The 20439-nt window shown below is 56.4% G+C and carries 19 protein-coding genes; 11 read left to right on the top strand and 8 right to left on the bottom strand.

The genetic code is table 11. The annotated features are described in order from the left end of the window. Window positions 1–30 precede the first annotated feature (30 nt). Genes AC2TDA_RS07400 through AC2TDA_RS07410 form a run of 3 tightly spaced genes read right to left on the bottom strand, consistent with a single transcriptional unit; the run spans window position 31 to window position 4996 of the window. Entirely contained in the window at window positions 31–1392 is a 1362-nt protein-coding gene (locus AC2TDA_RS07400; RefSeq protein ID WP_480877612.1) for an aminotransferase class III-fold pyridoxal phosphate-dependent enzyme, read from the bottom strand. 21 nt (window positions 1393–1413) lie between these two features. Then, window positions 1414–2517, bottom strand: a complete 1104-nt coding sequence (locus tag AC2TDA_RS07405; RefSeq protein ID WP_480877611.1) for a mandelate racemase/muconate lactonizing enzyme family protein — start codon at window positions 2515–2517, stop codon at window positions 1414–1416. Between the two features lies 1 nt (window position 2518). After that, window positions 2519–4996, bottom strand: coding sequence for an FAD-dependent oxidoreductase (locus AC2TDA_RS07410; protein WP_480877610.1), 2478 nt, complete (start codon window positions 4994–4996; stop codon window positions 2519–2521). 158 nt (window positions 4997–5154) lie between these two features. Here AC2TDA_RS07410 and AC2TDA_RS07415 point away from each other — a divergent pair, with 158 nt between their 5' ends. Both AC2TDA_RS07415 and AC2TDA_RS07420 read left to right on the top strand, forming a co-directional pair. Then, a complete protein-coding gene (locus AC2TDA_RS07415; protein WP_480877608.1) occupies window positions 5155–6243 on the top strand; it encodes an aromatic ring-hydroxylating oxygenase subunit alpha in 1089 nt (362 codons plus the stop codon). 54 nt (window positions 6244–6297) lie between these two features. After that, complete coding sequence (locus tag AC2TDA_RS07420) at window positions 6298–6681, top strand: carboxymuconolactone decarboxylase family protein (protein ID WP_480877606.1); 384 nt, start codon at window positions 6298–6300, stop codon at window positions 6679–6681. A gap of 85 nt (window positions 6682–6766) precedes the next feature. Here AC2TDA_RS07420 and AC2TDA_RS07425 read toward each other — a convergent pair whose 3' ends face one another. Together AC2TDA_RS07425 and AC2TDA_RS07430 are read right to left on the bottom strand one after the other, a co-directional pair. Further along, on the bottom strand, window positions 6767–7546 hold the full coding sequence (locus AC2TDA_RS07425) for a sulfotransferase-like domain-containing protein (RefSeq protein ID WP_480877605.1): 780 nt from the start codon (window positions 7544–7546) through the stop codon (window positions 6767–6769). Then, a complete protein-coding gene (locus AC2TDA_RS07430; RefSeq protein WP_480877603.1) occupies window positions 7539–8222 on the bottom strand; it encodes a hypothetical protein in 684 nt (227 codons plus the stop codon). The genes AC2TDA_RS07425 and AC2TDA_RS07430 overlap by 8 nt, the downstream gene beginning before the upstream one ends. A 309-nt stretch (window positions 8223–8531) precedes the next feature. Here AC2TDA_RS07430 and AC2TDA_RS07435 point away from each other — a divergent pair, with 309 nt between their 5' ends. Then, complete coding sequence (locus tag AC2TDA_RS07435) at window positions 8532–9614, top strand: alcohol dehydrogenase family protein (RefSeq protein ID WP_480845138.1); 1083 nt, start codon at window positions 8532–8534, stop codon at window positions 9612–9614. Then, window positions 9611–10717, top strand: coding sequence for a mandelate racemase/muconate lactonizing enzyme family protein (locus AC2TDA_RS07440; protein WP_480877601.1), 1107 nt, complete (start codon window positions 9611–9613; stop codon window positions 10715–10717). Before AC2TDA_RS07435 ends, AC2TDA_RS07440 begins: the two co-directional genes overlap by 4 nt. A gap of 278 nt (window positions 10718–10995) precedes the next feature. Here the strand turns inward: AC2TDA_RS07440 and AC2TDA_RS07445 are convergent, their stop codons facing one another. From AC2TDA_RS07445 to AC2TDA_RS07455, 3 genes are read right to left on the bottom strand one after another with little or no spacing between them, the layout of a single operon-like run. Beyond that, window positions 10996–11673 carry a GntR family transcriptional regulator gene (locus AC2TDA_RS07445; RefSeq protein WP_480845140.1) on the bottom strand — a complete coding sequence of 226 codons (678 nt, stop codon included), beginning with the start codon at window positions 11671–11673 and terminating at the stop codon, window positions 10996–10998. Between the two features lie 2 nt (window positions 11674–11675). Beyond that, entirely contained in the window at window positions 11676–12701 is a 1026-nt protein-coding gene (locus AC2TDA_RS07450) for a Gfo/Idh/MocA family protein (RefSeq protein WP_480877599.1), read from the bottom strand. Then, window positions 12698–13786: an isocitrate/isopropylmalate dehydrogenase family protein gene (locus tag AC2TDA_RS07455; protein WP_480877598.1), complete on the bottom strand. Its 1089-nt coding sequence runs from the start codon at window positions 13784–13786 to the stop codon at window positions 12698–12700. Before AC2TDA_RS07455 ends, AC2TDA_RS07450 begins: the two co-directional genes overlap by 4 nt. A gap of 136 nt (window positions 13787–13922) precedes the next feature. Between AC2TDA_RS07455 and AC2TDA_RS07460 the strand changes: the two genes are divergently transcribed. The 7 genes from AC2TDA_RS07460 to otnC are packed head-to-tail and all read left to right on the top strand — an operon-like array spanning window position 13923 to window position 20189. Next, on the top strand, window positions 13923–14930 hold the full coding sequence (locus AC2TDA_RS07460; RefSeq protein ID WP_480845143.1) for a Bug family tripartite tricarboxylate transporter substrate binding protein: 1008 nt from the start codon (window positions 13923–13925) through the stop codon (window positions 14928–14930). A gap of 57 nt (window positions 14931–14987) precedes the next feature. Beyond that, window positions 14988–15737 carry a hypothetical protein gene (locus AC2TDA_RS07465; protein WP_480877596.1) on the top strand — a complete coding sequence of 250 codons (750 nt, stop codon included), beginning with the start codon at window positions 14988–14990 and terminating at the stop codon, window positions 15735–15737. A gap of 4 nt (window positions 15738–15741) precedes the next feature. Beyond that, a complete protein-coding gene (locus AC2TDA_RS07470; RefSeq protein ID WP_480845146.1) occupies window positions 15742–17253 on the top strand; it encodes a tripartite tricarboxylate transporter permease in 1512 nt (503 codons plus the stop codon). After that, on the top strand, window positions 17253–17540 hold the full coding sequence (locus tag AC2TDA_RS07475) for a putative quinol monooxygenase (protein WP_480877594.1): 288 nt from the start codon (window positions 17253–17255) through the stop codon (window positions 17538–17540). Before AC2TDA_RS07470 ends, AC2TDA_RS07475 begins: the two co-directional genes overlap by 1 nt. Then, window positions 17537–18334 carry an N-acyl homoserine lactonase family protein gene (locus AC2TDA_RS07480; protein ID WP_480877592.1) on the top strand — a complete coding sequence of 266 codons (798 nt, stop codon included), beginning with the start codon at window positions 17537–17539 and terminating at the stop codon, window positions 18332–18334. The genes AC2TDA_RS07475 and AC2TDA_RS07480 overlap by 4 nt, the downstream gene beginning before the upstream one ends. Further along, complete coding sequence (otnK, locus tag AC2TDA_RS07485) at window positions 18331–19560, top strand: 3-oxo-tetronate kinase (protein ID WP_480877590.1); 1230 nt, start codon at window positions 18331–18333, stop codon at window positions 19558–19560. The genes AC2TDA_RS07480 and otnK overlap by 4 nt, the downstream gene beginning before the upstream one ends. Further along, entirely contained in the window at window positions 19557–20189 is a 633-nt protein-coding gene (gene otnC, locus AC2TDA_RS07490) for a 3-oxo-tetronate 4-phosphate decarboxylase (RefSeq protein WP_480877589.1), read from the top strand. The genes otnK and otnC overlap by 4 nt, the downstream gene beginning before the upstream one ends. Window positions 20190–20439 lie beyond the last annotated feature (250 nt).

Consider the following 20439-nt stretch of genomic DNA (forward strand, 5'->3'; position numbering starts at 1 on the left):
AAGTCATCGCCCCGTCTCGGCATTGCGGGATCAGGCACATTCGCGATCCGCGATTTCAAGGGTCCTGTCCAGATTCTCCAAGCCAGTCATCATGTCCTCTTCCGAAATGTTCAATGGTGGCGTCAGACGAATGACGTTCGAGAAGAAGGACAGATAAAGCCCTTGATCCATGGCGTAGGCCATCATCTCGGACATTGGCTTTGCCGCTTCTCCTTTTGCGGCAAACGGAACCAGTGGCTCTTTGGTGTCGCGGTTTTTCACCAGTTCGATCCCGTTGAACATGCCCAGGCCGCGCACATCACCGATCGACGGGTGTTTTTCGGCAAGGCGAGTAAGTTCCGTGCGCATTTTCTGCCCCATTTTGGTGGCATGGTTCAGTATGTCTTCTTGCTGCATCGCCCTGATCGCCGCCACGCCCGAAGCACAGGCCAGGGGATGACCGGCATAGGTCAATCCTCCGGGCAGAGGGGTTTCGCGCATCCAGTCGTGCAGTTCGGCCGACACCGACATGGTGCCCAGCGGCACATAGCCCGAGTTGATGCCCTTGGCGCTCGTGATGATGTCAGGTTCGACTCCCCAATGGTCGACGGCAAACCACTTTCCGGTGCGGCCAAAGCCTGCCATGACCTCATCGGCGATCAACAGGATGCCGTATTTAGTACAGGTTTCTCGGATGGATTGAAGATAGCCGTCAGGCGGCACGATGATCCCGTTGGTGCCAACTACCGTTTCCAGAATGACGGCGGCGACGGTGTTGGGGTTCTCGTACATCAGGATTTCCTCCAGATGCGGTCCGCCCTGTGCGACGGGACATTTGGCCGGGTCGGTATGACCCGTCGGCAAACGATAGGTGTACGGGTCCAGCATCCGAACCACACCGGGCATATCGGCGCGAGTCAGGTGATGGCGCGGGTCTCCGGTGAGGGATAGCGTGCCCCCGGTAGCCCCATGATACGAACGATAGCGCGCAATGATTTTGGTGCGCCCTGTCTTGTGCCGCGCGATACGGATCGCGGTTTCGTTGGCCGCCGAGCCACCTGTGGTAAAAAATGTCGAGGTGATGTTTGGCGGTGTGATCTCAGTTATGATCGCCGCCAACTCGCTGCGCACGTCACAGCCCATGGCCGGTCCGATATAGCACAGCCGGTCCGCCTGATCCTTTATTGCCTGAACGATCTTTGGGTGTTGGTGACCCATATTGGCATTCACCAGCTGGCTTTGGAAATCCAGATAGCGCTTGCCGTCACTGTCCCAGAACCAGCTGCCTTGCCCGCCAGTGATCACTCGGGGGCGGGCACCCTGTTTTGACCAGCTTTGCAGGTAGTGGTCCGCGTGCATATCGCGCACCCATTCGGGATCATGTGTGGGGTAGGCGTTGCTCAGATCGTCCATGGCGACCTCCGTTTCGAATGGTCAGTCAAAGAGTGCGGCTGGGGTTCCAAGCGCTTGCGAGTCAGGAGAAACGCCCAGCCCGGCACCCTCTGGCGGTGCGATGCGCCCGTTTCTGCGGCTAGGTCCGGTTGGGTCCAGCCGTGGGCCGACATAGTGGCTCAGGTCGCAGGTATTCATGATCCCCCGCGCCGGGGTCGATGCTGCAAGATGTAGCAAGGCGGCGGTGGTTATGTCGCTGCCCCATGTGTCCTCGATGCACATCTGTGTCCCAAGGCCAAGGCACAGATCACGTACGTGACGTGAGGCCGACAGACCGCCCATCTTGGACAGCTTAATAGCCACAGCATCCATGCATCCCGCCTGATACCCGGCCAGAACCGAGTGTACGTCATGCGCGCATTCATCCAGTTTCATCGGCAGACCGGTGGCTGCTCGTATGTGGGCGCATTCCTCGATCGTGGCGCAGGGCTGTTCCAGCATGACGTCCAGATGCGCAACAGCACGCCCGACCCGGGTGGCGGTCAGACTATCCGACCCGCAATTCCAATCCCCGTAAACCAGAGGGCCGTTGCCAACCGCTTCGCGCACCAGAGTCAGGCGGGCGACATCAGCCTGCCAGTTATTGTCAGCGCCCAGTTTAACCTGAAACTGGCGTATTCCCTGATTGAATGCCTCCCGTGCGATGCGGGCCATCTCATCCGGAGCGACGCAGGTGATCGAGTGATAGAGCGGCATGTCCGCCACAGCGCGCCCGCCCAACAATACAAAAAGAGGCATACCGGCGGCCTGCGCCGTCAGATCCCACAGGGCCGTATCGATTGCCGATTTCGCGTAGTTGTGACCGGGCAGGTACTTGTTAAGCTTTTCCATCACGGCTTCGGGGCCTGCCGGATCGGCTCCGATCAAAACCGGGGTACATTCCTCCAGCGCCGGAACGACGCCCTTGGCATAAGCGGGAAGGTAGTGGGGAATGGGGCAGACCTCTCCCCAGCCCGACTGGCCCGTATCCGTATCCAACTGCACCACGACCGAGGTTGTGGTATCGCAGGTTTTGCCCTCGGCCATATAATAGGTGTCGTGACTTGTCAGAGGCACATGCCAGACAGAGATGCGTGTGATCCTCATGTCATTCGGCCGCCACCTGTTCCAGATCGGTGCGGGGCCTGGTCGATGCTGGATCATAAGCGGCTTGCCCGAGGAACCGGCCTTTTCGCGGTTTTCCGGCGATGATCACTTGGACCTCTTTGTCGAGAACAGCGGCGCTCGGTTTGACATAGGCGAAGGCCAGGATTTTGCCGACCGTGTGCCCATAGGCGATCGAGGCCGTGGCGCCGATCACCTCGCCATCTGCGATAATGGCCTCTCCGCCGTGGCCGTCTTCGATGCCGTCGGGTTCAATTTCCAGATAGGCGCAAATCCACGGCATCTCGCCTTCTGAGGCCTGGTCCGCACTGCGCCGTGTCGCCTCTGCGCCCAGAAATTCTTTTTCGAGGTGCAGGAAGCGCCCCTGGTTGGCTTCGGGCAAGGTGACTTCATTGGTCAGTTCTCCTGCACCCGGAAAGGCCTTTTCCATTCGCATCACGTTCATGGCGAAAGACCCGTAATTGACGATCCCATACGTCTCACCCGCGGCCCAAAGCGCTTTGTACACGTCCACGCAGGCTGCAAACGGCATGTGGAATTCCCAACCAAGCTCACCGGCATAGGACATGCGGAAAGCCCAGACCTTGTGTCCGGCGATAGTGATCTCTTGTGCGGAAAGCCAGCGGAAGCTGGCATTGGACAGATCAGCGTCGGTGCATTGCGTCAGCACGCCCCGTGATTTGGGTCCGTTTAACGACAAGGCAGCCCACTCGGTTGAAAGAGCAGTTATGGTCACCTCTTCGGTGCCGCGGTTATGGTTCAGATGATCCAGAAGGCGCTGTTCGAAGAACGCCGCACAGACCAGATAGTACCGGTCATCGGCCATCCGGACGAGGGTTGTTTCAACTTCGATCCGACCCCGCCGGTTCAGCATATGGGTCAAAGTGATCGAGCCGGTCTTTTGCGGCATCTTGTTGGGCGTCAGACGGTCCAGCAGGGCATAGGCGTCGGGGCCGCTGACTTCGACCTTGGTGAAGGCCGTGACGTCCATGATGCCAACGCTGTTGCGCACCGCGTGAACCTCGGCACCAACCATGTCGTGCACCGCGTTGCGGCGGAAGCTATAGTGATCGCGTTGTTCTACGCCGTCGCGGGCGAACCAGCGGGGGCGTTCAAACCCGTAGACCTCTTCGTAAACCGCGCCCTGATCCTTGAGGATACCGTATAGGGGTGACGGTTTGATCGGTCGTCCTTTCGTCCGGTTGAAATGCGGAAACGGGATCTCGTGGCGCAATTTGTAATCCTCATGCGCCTTGATGACCTGCCAATCTTTTGTTGCATAGCTGCCAAACCTGCGGGGATCGTAGTCGCGCATCGAGATGTCGGCGGCACCGTGCACCATCCATTTGGCCAGCTCGCGGGTCAGACCCGGGCCCCAGCCGATACCGATTTGCGTACCACAGCAGCACCAGTAATTCCGCACACCCGGAGCCGGCCCGACCATCGGATTGCCGTCAGGTGGATGAGAGATCGCCCCGTGCACCTCGCGTGTGATACCCAGATCGGCAAAGATCGGCATCCGGTCCAGCGCGTTTTCCAGCCACGGCATGACCCGGTCATAATCGGCGTCAAAAAGCCAATTCTCATATTCCCACGGGCATTCGTCATGCCAGACCGAGTTGACGTTCTCTTTTTCGTAGATCCCTATCAGGCCCTTTTTCTGCTCCATCCGGATATAGCCCGACACCAGCTTGTCATCGCGGATGACGGGTAGCTCGGTATCCAGACCCCGGAATTCCGGCACATCTTCGGTGACGAAATAGTGGTGAGTCATCGACGTCATCGGCAGTTGCAGTCCGGACCATTCGCCCATCTGACGGGCATAAGTGCCGCCGGCATTTACCACATGTTCGCACACAACAGTGCCTTTTTCGGTCTCGACTACCCATTCCCCAGCGGCGTTCTGGGTAATATCGGTCGCCCGGCAATGGCGGAAAATTCTGACACCTTTCTGACGCGCGCCAGCGGCCAACGCCATGGTCACGTTGGACGGATCCACATGCCCGTCATCTGGCGTATAGAGCGCACCCAACACGCCATCGAGATTGTAGAACGGGTGTTTCCGAGCAATGAATGCAGGATCGACGAGTTCGATATTGAACCCAAGCGACCGCCCCACGGAAAGTGTGTGACGCAGCCAATCCATCTCATCTTCGGTATAGGCCAACCGGAATGATCCGCAGCCATGCCAGGTAACGGCCTGCCCGGTTTCTTCCTCCAGTTTCCCTGAATAGAGACTGATATTGTAATCGACCATCTTGCCCAGCCCGTACGAGCTGGTGGAATGCGTGATCTGGCCCGCCGCATGCCATGTCGATCCGCTGGTCAGCTCGGCCTTTTCCAGCAGAACTGTCTCGGTCCCCCAGCCTTCATGGCCAAGGTGGTAGGCCAGGCCACATCCCATGACCCCACCGCCGACAATCACAACTTTTGCCCGTGCGGGCAGCTCGTTCTGGGCCATGGCCGATTTTCCTGTGCCAGAGTTGCAGATTTCTGTGGATTACCTAGTGAAACAAATGTACCAAAGTCAAATAAAAATGGTACAACAAAATCAGGAGAAGGCCGGCGGCGCAAATTACGTGGTAGCGCCTACCGGGACAGAGGTCAGGAGAATTGCCGATGAATGCGCCGCTCACGCATACGCTTGAGGCCAGATATTATACGGACCCAGCTATATTTGAGGCCGAGATGAACGGCCTTTTGTCCCGCACCTGGCAATATGCAGGCCACACAGCTGATATCCCGAATGTCGGGGATTACTTCGCGTTCGAGATCGCCGGGCAGAACCTGTTTTCCATCCGCGGCCGCGATAGCGTCGTACGCACGTTTTATAACGTCTGTCAGCACCGCGCCCACGAAATGGTCAGCGGCACCGGCAATACTCGCGTTGTCGTGTGTCCCTATCACCAATGGGCCTATGAATTGACCGGCGGTTTGCGGGCCGGTCCGAACATCAAGAATGTACCGGGCTTTGATCGCAACAAAATCTGCCTGACCGAGGTTCGGACGGAAGACTTCCTGGGTTTTCTGTTTGTCAATCTGGATCAGGACGCTGCACCGATGGACGAGTGGTTTCCCGGCGTTCGGCAGGAGCTGGCTGAATTTGTGCCGCAGATCAACGATCTGGCACCGCTGGAATGGGTTAAGGTCCCGGAGAATTGCAACTGGAAAATCTCGGTCGAGAATTACTCGGAGTGTTATCACTGTCCGTCAAATCATCCGACTTTTGCCGAAGGTGTGGTTGATCCGGACACGTATGACATCCAGCCTGCGGAGGACGGTTATGTTCTGCGGCATACGACACAATGCCAGAGTCTGGACAAGATGACTTATGAGATTGACCCGGACAGTAACGAACACGCCTGCGATTACCAATCATGGTTTTTATGGCCGATGTTTTCCTTCCAGTGCTATCCGGGCAACGTACTGAACACATATCACTGGCGTGCCAATACGGTTGACAGCTGTACCGTCTGGCGCGGTTGGTTCACCCAGGGTGGTCACGACAGCGATGTGATCCGAACCTTGGCTGTTCAGGATCGTGAAACGACAGTGGCGGAAGACGTCCGGTTGGTGGAATCCGTTCACCGCGGTATGAAGTCCAAAGGCTATGTTCCCGGCCCCCTGGTACTTGATCCGGCCTGCGGCGTGATGAGCGAGCATTCTATCGCTCGCTTGCAACACTGGATGCGCGAGGCTGTGGGATAGCGGCTCGCATCATATGAAACAACGGCGGACTGCCTAGGAACACTGGAGATAAACATGGATGACGATCTTTTCGAGCGCGGCCTCGGCCAGCGCAAAGCTACGCTTGGCGCAGAATACGTCGAGAAAAATCTGGCAGCGGCCGATGATTTTACCCGCCCCTTTCAGGAGGCGATGACAGCCTGGTGCTGGGGCTTCGGCTGGGGCGACGACACGATCGATCCCAAGACGCGGTCGATGATGAACCTGGCCATGATCGGTGCGTTGGGGAAGATGCATGAATGGGAGATTCACTGCAACGGCGCCCTGAACAACGGCGTTTCAAAGGACGAAATCCGCGCGATCATCCATGTGGTCGGTATATACTGCGGTGTGCCTCAATCGCTTGAGTGCTTCCGGGTCGCAAGGAAGGTATTGCAGGAAAGAGGTTTTTTGGACTGATCGATCAGCCCCACGACTATATGCCCAGCTGAACTCCACATGAATGTGGCGACATCTGCTTAGCACTTTCAGTGCCGTCCGTTGATCAATCCACGGACCCTAATTCCCTTGAAGTGACCCCATCTAATGGTGACGAGCAGTGTTGTCGTAAATGATCATAGTGGGGTTTCATACGGCGATGGACATGGCGAACACGTTCCGGCGCATTGTCCAGCTCAACGTAGCGGCGCTTTTGCGGTGTCAGGCCTGTTGACCTGGCTAGGTTCGAATGAAATGAGCCGCCATCCCACCAGCTATGGGCAGACGGATCGCCCCCTGGTGCCCAGGTCAAGGCTTCGGGAAGAAATGGTATGTCCACGGCGTTGCAGAACGCTTCTACAGTCTTTTCGGGATGTTCCAAAAGATCATCGCTATCGATGACGGGTGGCGGAGTGCCATGAAGCGCTGTCAAGAGGTCGAATAACGCTCGTTGTTCCGGGAACCCGACCTCCAGCTCGTCAAAATCAGGCCATTTGTCATACATCGACGTGATCGTTTTAGCAGGATCCCGGATCAGAAACGCGTGGTTGAAACACCCGAGGAATTCAGGCGTCCACATGTGATTGATATAGTGCGGAAAGTCTTTGATGAAGACCGGCCCCTTTTCAGCACGCGCCTGAATCCCGTCCCACACGCTTTCAAGCGTCAATCCCGGCGTTGTCTTGTCACCTTCACGAAATCGCGGCCACAATGGGTCTTCACCCTGGTACCAGGCTTCTCCGAAGGGCTCATGCAGGCAATCCAGATCGCCGCGTTGGCGCATCATCCATTCAAACGCAGTGGATGTCGAACGGGGCACTGCCCACAGCGCGATAATCTTATGCATGAAGGCTCTCCAGCAGGGTTCCTTGTGGTGTCGTAGGGGCGATGCCAAGATCCTTCATGATCCGCCAATAAAGCGCGATGTCATGACCGACGATTGGTTTACCGATCGTCGCCTCCAATTGGCGGGTCAGGTGTAGCGGGCGTTGTGGCAGGCCGTCAGGCCCGCTGCGGAAATTGCACATGCCGTTGATCAGGTAGGCGTCCGCGTTTGGTGCCTGCTCCGCAACATAGGAAAAGCTCTTCTCCGCCAGGTCACCGTCAAATATCCAACGTTTTGAATTGACTTCCTCTTGGGTCTGGAACCAGCCTTGGTCGACAAAATTCCCTGCCCAGAGAACGTCGAAACCAGCCTCGCGCAAGAAGCCTACTGTGCCTTTCCACCACTCCGGCCAATGATAGGCTGCGTTCAACGCGACCTTTTCCACATTCATCGCACGCAGGGCTTCGACCATGGCATATCCAGCCATGTGAAACCGCGTGCCATACTTGTCAGACAGTTCCTTGCAGTGTTGCCGAATTCCTTCGACGCCAAGGCCGCAGGCATGCACCCAGTTGGAACCAACCTGCCCACAGACATCGACCCCATTCCGGCTCATGCAGTGAACGAAATCCTCCAGCATGCCAAAGTTCTGCTTCCGCTGCTCCAGCCCGTGTGCGTAGTCCGGTACATGAAGCATCCACCCGTGCACTCCGACGCTTTCGGGGCATATTCGTAAGAAGTCTGAAGGGGCCGCATCAAAATCAAAAGGCGGACAAGTAAACCCAACCTGGTATGGAAACAGTTTTTGTTCAGCGCTCCAGGTTCGTGGCATCGCAAGATCAGCCATAGGCAACCCGCTTTGATACATTTGTGTCATTCATGATTGACGATGGTACTTTTGTCCACTTAACGTGTCGAGCGAAAATTGCACGTTGAAAGGGCATGGAATGGACAGAGAGATTGTGAGCTTCCCCGATCATTCGTCAATGGCAGACGAGACTGCAAAATGACCACGCCAAAGACAATGCGCGCCATGGTCACCATGGGCCATGGCGATCTGGATCAGATGGTTTGGCACGAGGACTGGCCTTGTCCGGAACCTGCTGCGGGCGAAGTTCTGATCCGGGTGGGCGCCTGCGGTCTGAACAACACTGACGTCAACACCCGGTCCGGCTGGTATTCGAAGGCCGTGTCCGAGGCGACAACGGGCGGTGCATTCGGGACTGTAAACGAAGACGATCCCACCTGGGGTGGTGCTCCAATAACGTTCCCACGTATTCAGGGCGCCGATGTGTGTGGCGAAATCGTCGGGGTTGGCGTGGGCGTTGACCCCGCCCGGATCGGTCAACGTATAATCACCGATAACTGGTTGCGTGATCCGGATGACCCGGAAGACAAGAACAAGACCGGCTATTTTGGATCAGAGCGAGACGGCGGGTTCGCCGAATACACAACGATCCCTTCACAGAATGCAATCGCGCTCAATTCAGATCTGAGCGACGCAGAATTGGCAACTTTCTCGTGCTCTTATTCAACAGCCGAGGGGATGCTGACCCGTGCTGCTGTGACAAAACGGGACACAGTTCTCGTTTCGGGGGCATCAGGTGGTGTTGGTGGAGCGCTGGTGCAACTGGCCAAGCGTCGAGGTGCCCGCGTGATCGCAATGGCGTCGGAGGCGAAACATGCCGAAGTCGCAGGGCTTGGCCCGGACCGGATCCTGCCGCGAGCCCCCGAAGACCTGCGCGCTGCGCTTGGCGGAGAAAAAATCACTGTTGTCGCAGATGTTGTTGGTGGACCGAACTGGGGAAAGCTCATCAATGTTCTTGAGCGCGGCGGTCGCTATACCTGCTCCGGCGCCATTGCAGGACCAATGGTCGAGATGGATTTACGAACCTTCTACCTGCGTGACCTGACCTTCACGGGCTCTACGATCATCGTGCCAGAGGTCACGGAGAACCTTGTTCGATATATCGAAAATGGCGACATCAAACCCACTCTGGCTGCAACGTATCCGTTGAAGGACCTGCGTGCGGCACAAGCCGCATTCATCACGAAAAAGCACACTGGCAACATTGTGGTGGTTCCGTGAAAATAACCCGCATCCGGATTTATAAAACCGGTCTGCCCTACGTCGATGGCGCGTATGTCTGGGGCGCGGGGAACGCCATTAAGGTTGCCCAGGCCTGCGTTGTCGTGATTGACACAGACGCAGGATTGCAGGGTTGCGGAGAGTTCACGCCCTGCGGCGAGAATTACATGGTCGCCCATTCCGAAGGTGTCGAAGCTTTGGCGCGGTTGGTCGGCCCACGGCTTCTCGGGGAAGACCCGCGTCAGGTTGGAGTAATCGAAACGATTCTAGACAACGCCGTCCAGGGCCACGGTTACGCCAAGGCTCCGTTTGATGCGGCTTGTTGGGACATTCTCGGCAAGGCCTGCACTCAGCCGGTTTGGATGTTGTTGGGTGGGAAGTTGACCGACGGTGCACCGATGTATCGCGTAGCACCACAAAGGGCGACGGACGAAACGTTGGCTGAAATGCAGCGGTACCGGGTACAGGGATATCGCCAGTTTCAAATCAAAGTGGGTAGTGATTGGGCAAGGGACATCGACCGCATTCACGCTGGCATTGCCATGCTGGAGCCTGGCGAAAATGCTATGGCGGACGCCAACCAAGGCTGGCGGGTCGACAACGCCATCCGCGTGGCCCGCGCAACGCGCCACCTGGATTACATCCTGGAGCAGCCTTGCCGCACCTATGAGGAATGCCAGCAGGTCCGGCGCGTGGCCGAACAGCCAATGAAACTTGATGAGTGCATCACCGGAATGAGTGCAGCGCAGCGCATTGTCAGGGATCGCGGGGCAGAGATCTGTTGCCTGAAGATTTCCAACCTGGGGGGTCTAAGCAAAGCCCGAAGAGTGCGTGACTATCTGGTTGAAAACCGCCTTCCTGTGGTTTGTGAAGACACCTGGGGCGGCGAAATAACGTCTTCCGTCGTTGCGCATTTTGCGGCCTCGACCCCGGCAGAGTATCTGCAGAACACCACAGACCTGATGAATTACAACACACGTCCAACCGGCCTCGGTGGGCCAACAGTTGAATGCGGTAAGCTCTATGCTCCCGATACACCGGGCCTTGGCGTCACACCTGATTTCGAAAGCCTCGGCGAACCTGTCGTGACACTTGGTGTTTGAGCTCAACCAGACCAAGGTCCACGAATAGGTACAGGACGTTCCCGACCGCAGCGACTGGACATCGGATCAGTGATCTGACCGCACCGTGCCAGCGGAAGGGCTGGAAGATGACGTCCGGATGGGATTGGATTGCCCAAGTGAGAGCCTCCGCATCGTTTCCACCACCGCCGGTTGCCGCAAGGCGAGACTTTTCCATTGAAATCGTTGGAAAGTAGGGGCTTTGGGCCTTCACGAAGGGTAGTCCACGTGTCGAAAGGTCCGTCCGGTCGGCATGAGAGTTATAGGCTGTTAAGACGATGTTTTTCGAGAATGCCACAAAGCATGGCTTTTGCCTGCAATCGGTGGTTTCGGTGACGCTCTCGCGCTTCATCAGGTTGACCGTCACGGATCGCTTTGAAGACTGCGCGGTGGTCCTCGTTCGACTGGGAAGGCAATGGGCGAATGAACAGGGTGGTCGCCCGTGCGCGGCGGACTTGATCACTCATCATCGCGACAATCGCTTCAACGCGTTTGTTTCCGCCAAGGCGCACCAGTTCCTGGTGGAAAAGCTCGTCTGCCTCAGCCCACGCTTCCAAGTCTTCTTTCTCGATGGCTTGATCCATTTCAGCAATCGACCGGGCGAGTAATTCAAGATCCTGTTCAGAGTATTTTGCTTCCGCTGCACGTTGGGCGGCGAGGCTCTCGAGCTCTGTCAGGATGTCGTAAATCTCGCGCATGTCTTCAGGTGATACGGGAAGAATGCGAACACCTTTTCGTGGGCGCATTTCCAGCAATCCGCGGCTTTCCAGCATCAAGGCCGCTTCTCGTATCGGTGTGCGCGACATACCCAGGGTTTCCGCCAGCTCCGATTCCAGATGGTCGGTTCCGGCAGCCAGTTCACCGGACAGGATCATACTGCGCAGGTCACGGACGGCGCGTTGCGTGTTGGAAAGAGTTTTGCTGTCCTGGCCCTTCACGGCTACTCCAAGCTTATCTTTTTACCTTCCGCGTCAGAGCGGTAGATGTTCTCTTCGATGCGGAGCACGTCCAGATAATCCCGGGCAGTGTTTTCCAGCGTTGTGCCTTCTAAAAGGCCCGAAACGACGTGACTTTGCAAGGCATGGACGCAATCGCCACCGAACCCACCCCATGTTCGTGACGGAAGAATCTGCTGCCGGTCCCGTTTACCAAAGGTGCGGAATTCAACCGAGCCGTCGCCGTTTAGGAACAATGAACCGTCGGTGCCTTCAATCAGCGCTTCGCCCATGGTTTGACGCAAGTTTTCAGCGTTGTGGTCCAGGCATCGGTTGCCGTCAAACAAGGCCCTCAAACCGTTCGGGTGGTCGAACAAAATATATCCCGCGTCCTCTCCGGTGATAACTGGATTAACTTGGCGCAGGTCGGCGTAGATTGCGCTTGGCGCGCCGAACAGAAACCGGAACGTGTCCACCCAATGAACCGCAGTTTCGTGTACCAAAAATCGCGGCATTTCCTGAAAATATGGCTGTCGATCCAGGTATGCGCGTGGTCCGTTGCCGTCACCGGGACGAAGCCGGAAAGTAGCCTGCAGCGGTTTGCCTATTCGCCCATCCGCTAGCACCTTCTTGATGGCGCGGTACCAAGGCTGGAAGCGAAAGTTCTCGTGCACAATGATGGTCGCGCCAGCTGTTTCGGCCTCTGAGGTTATTTCCTCTGCTTCTGCCAACGAGCGGCAAAATGGTTTTTGGCAAATCATCCATTTTACGCCGTTGCGCAGGGCTGTTCGGATCGTTTCGGTCTGGGCTACCGGGGGAAGAATTATGTCCAAAAGGTCCGGTTTCTCAGTGCCCAGCATTTTCGCGAGGTCTTGGTAAGCTGGCAGTCCGGTGGCGCGTGCTTTGTCGATATCGCGGTTACATGATGCGACTGGAACAGCCGCGGGCATTCGTGACCAGCTTTCGTAATGGAACTGGCTGAAATAACCGGCCCCGACACAGGCAACTCTGATTTCCTTTTTGGTGTTCATGCCTGTAGCGCTTCCATTACAGAGGCGGCGGCCTCATTCGTCCCCGCAGTACCGCCAAGGTCCCGGGTCAGGTTAAAGCCGTTTGCCGTTACTATTTCAACGGCTTCGCGAAGGCGCACGCCATCGTCAAAAAGCGCCGGATTTTCGTCCGTCAAACCCAACCATTCAAGCATCATTGCGGCAGACAGGATCATCGCAAAAGGGTTGGCGATACCTTGTCCTGCAATGTCCGGAGCCGAGCCATGGCAGGGTTGGAACACAGCGTGGTCAAGCCCTATATCTGCTGACGGTGCAAGCCCCAGACCGCCCATAAGGCCCGCGCCCAGGTCTGACAGGATGTCACCAAACATGTTTTCAGTCACCAGGACATCAAAATCCCAAGGTTTCTGCACCATCCAAAGAGCGGTTGCGTCGACATAGGCATGATCCGCCGTCAGATCAGGATGGCGCAAAGCTTCGGCGTCGAACAATGAACGAAAGAAGGCAAAAGCGCGAAACACATTGGCCTTGTCGACGCAAGTCACTCGCCCGCGCCCGCGCCCTGAGGTCTTGCGCGTCTTGGCCAACTGGAAGGCAAATCGGAACAGCTTCTCGGATACATCTCGGGTAATCAGCAATGTCTCGCGCGCTTCGTCCTGACATACTTCGCCCGCGCCTTGTGTAAAAAACAAGCCTTCGGTGCTTTCGCGGATTAGGACAAAGTCGATCTCTTTTCCCTCAGGCAAAGCCAGGGGCGTTGATTGTCCGGTGCGTACTTTTACCGGGCGGACCCCGGCAAAAAGACCCAACTTTTTGCGCAGGTCAATCTGCGGTGATATCTCGGTTCCGTCCGGGTATCGCACGTCAGGCAATCCCATCGCTGAAAGCAGAATGGCATCTGCCCCGCGCGCGATCTTCAAAGATAAATCTGGAAATGAGTCGCCAGTGCTTGCGTAATGTGCAGCTCCGGCGGGCGCATCGGTGAAAGTCAGGTTGTAGGCCGGATTCCGGTCTGCAAGCTGATTCAGGATTTCCAGCGTGGGCGCCATGATTTCCGGACCAATTCCATCGCCATGAAATACTGCAACTTCATAATTTCCGTTCATCTGAGCCCGTTTCCTTCCCGTTCTGCCTTAGTGGCGTGATGGCAGCATTCATCACAGTCCGTTGACAATGCATTCTTTAACGTATACGCAAATAAATGCAATAACAAACGCACATGTGTTTTGGGAGGACTTGGAAATGAGATTGAGACTTGGGCGGTTTGCGGCCGCAGCCCTGATGGCCACCGGAATTGCAGGGGCTGCAGGTGCGCAGGATTACCCTTATCGCGACATAACGACGGCGGTTGTTTGGGGTGCCGGCGGCGGCACAGACACGATCAACCGGATGATCATGGCCGAGATGGAAAAGCACTTGCCGGTTTCGATCAACGTGATCAATCAAACCGGCGGTGTCGCAGGTTCCAACGGGATGGTTTACGTGATGAATCAGCCAGATGACGGGTACACGCTTGTCGGATTGTCAGAGTCCAATGTCACCGCAGCAGTTCAGGGTGGTTGGGACAAGAAGTTCGACTATTGGTACCCATTCATTGTTGGTGGGTCACCCGATCTGATCTCAGTTCCTGCAGATAGCCCGTATAATTCGCTGGAGGAATTGGTCGACGCCGCAAAAGCCGCTCCGGGCACAATTCCTGCGGCCGCGTCAGGTGCAGGATCAATTCACCACCTGAACCTGTTGGCCATTCAGAATGGTGCTGGGGTCGAATTCAAGTTTGTCCCCTACAAGGGATCTGCGCCGGGACAGGAAGCCGCCATTGCGGGTGAAGTTGCCCTGGTTGTGACCTCGTTGGCTGAACAAGCCCCGCTGATTGAAGGTGGTCAGTTGAAACCGCTGGCTATGTTGACACCTGCAGACGCGCAGATTGCCGGCAATACAGTGCCTTCTGCGTTCGGTATGTATGACGGGCTGGACCAGTACTTGCCGCTCAAGCAAGCAATCGGATTTGCCGTGCACAACTCTGCCGGAGATGACGTCAAAACGGCCCTTGGTGAGGCATTTGAAAAAGCGATTGCCTCAGACACGGTGGCAGAATGGGCTACAGCGAACAACTATGATGTTGGCGGTCAACATGGCGCAGATGCGCAGGAGCTGTTTGCCAATCTTGAGGCCACCTTTGCCTATACGCTCCAGGATTTGGGTGCGACTACGGTCGATCCTGCCACACTCGGTATCGAGAAACCCTAAGGTGATTATCAAGAAAGGGCGCGCTTGACCGCGCCCTTTCCTTCTGGAGGCAGGGGAATGGACAAGACCGACGAAACACAAATCCTGCGGGCGCGTGATTTCTGGTCAGCGGTTGTGCTGTTGGCAGTATCGCTGTTTTTTCTCTGGAAGACCTCTGAGATTCCTCTTTGGGGTGAAAACCGGGCAGGCGTAAGCGGAACAGACTGGTATAACTCGGCCGCGATCGTGCCGCTGTTCATATTTGGCGGATTGCTGGTGCTGTCTCTGGTCTTACTGGCTGTCTCGATCGGATCTGGTGGCGCACGCAACGCCTTGAACGCTGCGGGTATCGGATGGGACAAGGCTGAATTCGTCCGCAGTTCAACGATTGGGCTCACTCTCCTGGCTTATGTGGTGGGGTTAGTCCCCAGAGTGGACTTCATTCTATGCTCTGCGCTGCTGATCACCGCTTTGACCTTCGGTTTCTACGGCGGTCATGCACGACGCGCTTTGGTGGCCTGCATCGCGGTTGTTGCCGCCGGGCTATTCGCATTTGCAAGTTCTCCGGAACAGGCGGACTGGAATGCCCACGGCGACGACTGGGTCACGCTGGTTATTTGGATCGCCCTGACCCTGATAGTGCTGAGCAAGGCCGCATCCGAACGCGCTTTGCGGATCGTGCCACTTGTTGCAATACTGGCGCCGTTCATCCTTGTTTGCGCGATGGCTTTCGTCTTCCGCCAGAACGTTCCCGCGCGCGGTGGGCTCATCTTCAATCAAATCGAATACCACTACTACGTGACGCTTCGTCCGTTATGGAAAGACTAACCGGATGGACTTTATCCTATCGCAACTGGCAGGTTTCGGGTCCGCTCTCGTGGGCTTGGCAGGTGATCCGCTGACCTACCTGTATCTGATCGTATCTGTTTTTCTGGGGATCACGTTCGGTGCTTTGCCTGGGCTGACGGCAACGTTGGCCGTAACGATCCTGACCGGTTTTTTCGGCAACAAGATACCCTTGGACTATTCGCTGATTGCCCTGCTTGGGGCTTATGTTGGCGCGATTTATGGGGGATCGTACCCCTCTATCTTGCTGAACATCCCCGGTACAGCAGCCAGCGCGGCCACTGCCATGGATGGCTACCCTTTGGCAAAGGCGGGTCGCGGAGGCGAAGCTCTGGGCCTCACGACAACTGCCAGCTTCATAGGCACAGTAATCGGGACCATCACGCTTCTGATTTTCGTCTGGGCGCTGCTCTTGGTGTCGAAAAACATCGCCAGCCCTGAGAAGGCACTGCTTGCGCTGTTCGGGATACTTCTTTCGGGCACCTTGATGAGCGAAGACTTGGTTATCAAAGGCTGGATTGCGGGCTTGATTGGACTTGCGATGTCCATGGTCGGGCTTGACCCACTTTTGTCGGAACCGCGTTACACCTTTGGCTGGTCTTATCTGCTGAGCGGGTTTCAGGTGGTTCCTGTACTGATGGGGGCCTTTGCCATTCCTCAAATCATCGACGGTTTGCGTCATGTCGAAGCCGGGAAGGTTCTGGCTCTGAAAGGTCGCATCTTGCCGAACCTCCGATCCATCCGGCGCTACTTGCCCACCATTGGCCGTTCAGGTGTGATCGGAACCGGGGTTGGTGCTCTTCCGGGCGTTGGCGAAGATGTCGCCGGCTGGGTCAGCTATGGGGTTGGCAAGACCGTTTCTTCCGAGGGTGAGAAGTTCGGTCGGGGCTCTTTGGAAGGTCTGTTGTGCTCTGAAACGGCCAACAACGCCTGCATTGGCGGCGCACTGATACCGCTTTTGGTGTTGGGCATCCCGGGTTCGCCCCCAGCCGCAGCATTGATGGGAGCGTTCAAGATCAACAACGTGATCCCGGGTCCGACGATAGATCCCGAGATCATCCTGCGCGTCGTTGCGATTCTGGTGATGGCGTCCTTGACCATGTTCCTGATGGGGCTGTTCACCGCCAGGGTCTTCATCAAGATACTGGCTATTCCTCAGACGATCTTTTTGCCGGTCGTGATGGTATTGACCACGATCGGCTCGTTCAGCGTCGGCGGAGGTATCAATGACCTGTACTTGATGCTGGGTGTCGGCGCCGTGGCCTATTTCATGAACCTGATGAAATACCCAATCGCCCCGTTGGTGATCGGGGTGATCCTAGGTGGATTGTTCGATGAGACCTTCCGCCGTTCGCTGTTCCTGTCGGACGGGGATTTGTCGGTTTTCTTTTCGCGTCCCGGTGCGGCCATTCTGCTGGTGCTGAACATTGGCCTGATACTCAGCCAACTGCCCATCGCCAAGCGCGCATTCTCACGCTTGAAAGGACTGTCTGCCTGATGTTTGCCGTAACTGTTACCTTCACGCTGAAGTCCGGGGTTCGAGAGACCTTCTTGCCGCTGATGATCGAAAACGCCGCAACCTCACTGCGTGATGAACCCGGATGCCACCAATTCGATGTCTGCCTCGGAGAAGAGCCTGAGACAGTGTTTCTGTATGAGGTCTATGATGATGGCGCAGCGTTTGATGCGCACCTTCAAAGCGCGCACTTCAGGTCCTTCGATGCGGCTGTGGCCGATATGATCGCCGCAAAGACTGTTCACCAGTTTTCCGAGGTCATCCGATGAACGATTGGGAAATCCACGCCGTCAAATATGCTGACCGCAATGCCAGAACGCGGGCCGACAGCTTTATCATCGACGATAATCACGATGCACCCCATGCGATGGATTATTACATGTGGGTCCTGAAACGCGGGGATGAAATGTTGCTGGTCGATACAGGCTATGACTCGACCGAAGGCGCCGCCCGGGGTCGTCCCGTAGCGATGGATCCTCACGAAGCTTTACGTCCACTCGGAATTTCACCAGAAAAAGTTAGCCAGGTGATCGTGACGCATCTTCACTACGACCATGCCGGTGGGCTGCATCTGTTTCCGAATGCCAAGTTGCATATGCAAGCCGCAGAAATGGCATTCGCCACGGGACCTTGCATGTGCGACGACCACCTGCGTGCGCCGTTCACGGCTGACCATGTTTGCGAGGCTGTAAGGCGACTTTTTTCAGGCAAAGTCATCTTCCACGACGGAGATGCACAGATCGCCGACGGTGTGACGGTTCACTGCATTGGCGGGCACTCGCGCGGGCTGCAATGTGTTCGGGTGCGAACGGGTGTTGGTTGGATGGTTTTGGCCTCGGACGCTTCGCATTATTACGAGAACTTCATGGCCCGCAAGGCCTTTCCCATCGTTGTTGACCTGCAAGAAATGATGGATGGGTTTGAAACATTAGAAATGCTGGCGTCACATCCCAAGTTGATCGTGCCGGGCCATGACCCGCTTGTCCGCGACGTTTTTCCCGTCGGCGCAGCACCTCATATCCACCGGCTGGACCCGGGGCCTATCGCGGAGATCGAAATATGAAGATCGGTGTGATCGCTGATGACTTTACCGGAGCCTCAGACATCGCATTGACGTTGGCCGAAGCCGGAATGCGCGTTTGTCAGTTCATCGGCGTTCCCGAAAACCCCGTAATCAAGGATCTGGACGCCGGTGTCGTGGCCCTGAAATCCCGTACAGCACCGGCCAGCGAGGCGAAACAAGACAGTCTCGAAGCATGTGATTGGTTGCTGGCCCAAGGTGCGGAGCAGATCGTATTCAAGGTTTGCTCGACTTTCGACAGCACGTCTGCAGGAAATATCGGCCCTGTTCTGGATGTGCTGTCGGACCATTTAAATGCAGAAGGTGTGATCGTCTGTCCGGCTTTCCCCGAGAACGGACGCAGCGTCTATCAGGGGCATTTGTTTGTTCAGGACAAGTTGCTGAACGAAAGTGGCATGCAGGATCACCCCCTGACCCCCATGCGTGATGGTGATTTGAGGCGCGTTCTGGGAGCTCAGTCTTCCAAACCAATTCATCACGTGAACGCTTTGACGGTGATGCGGGGGGCGGCTGCTATTCGCGCCGCGTTGCCGGCCATTGGTCACACTATTATGGACGCGATCCGCGATGCCGATTTGCTGGAAATTGGCAAGGCTGCCAAAGGTGCGCCATTGCTATGTGGTGGTTCCGGTATTGCACTGGGATTGCCTGCAAACTTCGATATCGCCCCCACAGAACCATCATGGTCTGCCATACAAGGCCCGGGCGTTGTCCTTTCGGGCTCGTGCAGCAGGGCTACTCGTCATCAGGTGGAGGTTTACAAGGAACTGGCCCCACATCGCGAAATCAGCGCAGCAGATGCCGTAAAGGGGAATGTCGATACACAGAAGCTGGCTGATTGGGTGCTGGCGCAGCGTGTGCCGCCCCTGGTTTACTCTTCGGCGGATCCTGAATTGGTAAAGGCGGCACAAATAGAATTCGGCTCGGATCGTGCGGCCTCTGCAATCGAAACGCTCTTTTCCGATCTTTCAGCTCAGTTGCTCGCCAAAGGTGTCACCCGATTTGTCGTGGCAGGAGGTGAGACTTCTGGCGCCGCGGTCAAGGGACTTCAGGCGCAAGCACTGGAAATCGGCCCGCGATTGGCCGCCGGGGTGCCAGTGTTGCGCCTTCAATGCGCACACCCAATCGCTTTGGCACTGAAATCGGGCAACTTCGGAGATCAAAACTTCTTCGCAGATGCCCTTGCCAGAATGGAGCAATCGGGATGAGCGAAGAGTCCAAGTTGCGCGAAGAGATCTGTGTTCTGGGGAAGTCTATGTTTGACCGGGGGCTCACCTGTGGCGCGTCTGGGAATATTTCGGCGCGACTATCCGACGGAACTTTGCTGTTGACGCCCACAGGTAGTTCCATGGGTTTTTTGGATCCCGCTCGCGTCAGCCGTCTGGACAAAGACCTGCAACTTTTGAGTGGTGACCGTCCAACAAAGGAAACGCCACTACATACGGCGTTTTATGATACCCGCAGCGGGACCGGAGCAGTCGTTCATTTGCATTCAACGCATTCGGTCGCATTGTCGATGCTACCGGAAACGGACCCCGACGACGTGCTGCCACCGCTTACGCCCTATTCGATAATGAAGTTGGGAAAGGTTAAGTTGCTTCCATTCTATTTGCCCGGTGATGCGGCGATGGGCAACGCTGTGAGAGGTTTGGCTGGCCAACGCACTGCAGTCCTGTTGGCCAACCACGGACCTGTTGTTGCTGGAAGAGACTTGCAAGCCGCGGTGTTTGCGATGGAAGAACTGGAGGAAACCGCAAAACTTGCTTTGCTTACTCATGGACGGAAGCCAAAGGCCCTTAGCATGGAGGAAATGCGTGCCGTTCAGAACCTTGGCTAACCATCGCCCGTGTGACCGGTGATTTTGTAGACAAGCAAACCTTTACCCAAGGTTCGATAATAGCCAGTTTCAACAGGGGCGGAAGGTGCTCGTATTCTAGCTCCAGGAAGCAATCAGGTAGTTTTATCGAATAACTAGCTAATTTTGTGCGGCTTCGCGGCCGAGTTTGTATGGGGCGAATATTGCGAGGCGCTGGCTTGCTCGGGCGAAACTGAGGCAAGCAATACTCCTGCTGAATATTCTTGGCCCA

The organism is Ruegeria sp. HKCCD6426 (assembly GCF_057221115.1).

Coding starts and splice junctions, on each gene's coding strand:
- AC2TDA_RS07400 (WP_480877612.1), bottom strand. CDS start 1,392: ATGGACGATCTGAGCAACGCCTACCCCACACATGATCCCGAATGGGTG.
- AC2TDA_RS07405 (WP_480877611.1), bottom strand. CDS start 2,517: ATGAGGATCACACGCATCTCTGTCTGGCATGTGCCTCTGACAAGTCAC.
- AC2TDA_RS07410 (WP_480877610.1), bottom strand. CDS start 4,996: ATGGCCCAGAACGAGCTGCCCGCACGGGCAAAAGTTGTGATTGTCGGC.
- AC2TDA_RS07415 (WP_480877608.1), top strand. CDS start 5,155: ATGAATGCGCCGCTCACGCATACGCTTGAGGCCAGATATTATACGGAC.
- AC2TDA_RS07420 (WP_480877606.1), top strand. CDS start 6,298: ATGGATGACGATCTTTTCGAGCGCGGCCTCGGCCAGCGCAAAGCTACG.
- AC2TDA_RS07425 (WP_480877605.1), bottom strand. CDS start 7,546: ATGCATAAGATTATCGCGCTGTGGGCAGTGCCCCGTTCGACATCCACT.
- AC2TDA_RS07430 (WP_480877603.1), bottom strand. CDS start 8,222: ATGCTTCATGTACCGGACTACGCACACGGGCTGGAGCAGCGGAAGCAG.
- AC2TDA_RS07435 (WP_480845138.1), top strand. CDS start 8,532: ATGACCACGCCAAAGACAATGCGCGCCATGGTCACCATGGGCCATGGC.
- AC2TDA_RS07450 (WP_480877599.1), bottom strand. CDS start 12,701: ATGAACACCAAAAAGGAAATCAGAGTTGCCTGTGTCGGGGCCGGTTAT.
- AC2TDA_RS07455 (WP_480877598.1), bottom strand. CDS start 13,786: ATGAACGGAAATTATGAAGTTGCAGTATTTCATGGCGATGGAATTGGT.
- AC2TDA_RS07460 (WP_480845143.1), top strand. CDS start 13,923: ATGAGATTGAGACTTGGGCGGTTTGCGGCCGCAGCCCTGATGGCCACC.
- AC2TDA_RS07465 (WP_480877596.1), top strand. CDS start 14,988: ATGGACAAGACCGACGAAACACAAATCCTGCGGGCGCGTGATTTCTGG.
- AC2TDA_RS07470 (WP_480845146.1), top strand. CDS start 15,742: ATGGACTTTATCCTATCGCAACTGGCAGGTTTCGGGTCCGCTCTCGTG.
- AC2TDA_RS07475 (WP_480877594.1), top strand. CDS start 17,253: ATGTTTGCCGTAACTGTTACCTTCACGCTGAAGTCCGGGGTTCGAGAG.
- AC2TDA_RS07480 (WP_480877592.1), top strand. CDS start 17,537: ATGAACGATTGGGAAATCCACGCCGTCAAATATGCTGACCGCAATGCC.
- otnK (WP_480877590.1), top strand. CDS start 18,331: ATGAAGATCGGTGTGATCGCTGATGACTTTACCGGAGCCTCAGACATC.
- otnC (WP_480877589.1), top strand. CDS start 19,557: ATGAGCGAAGAGTCCAAGTTGCGCGAAGAGATCTGTGTTCTGGGGAAG.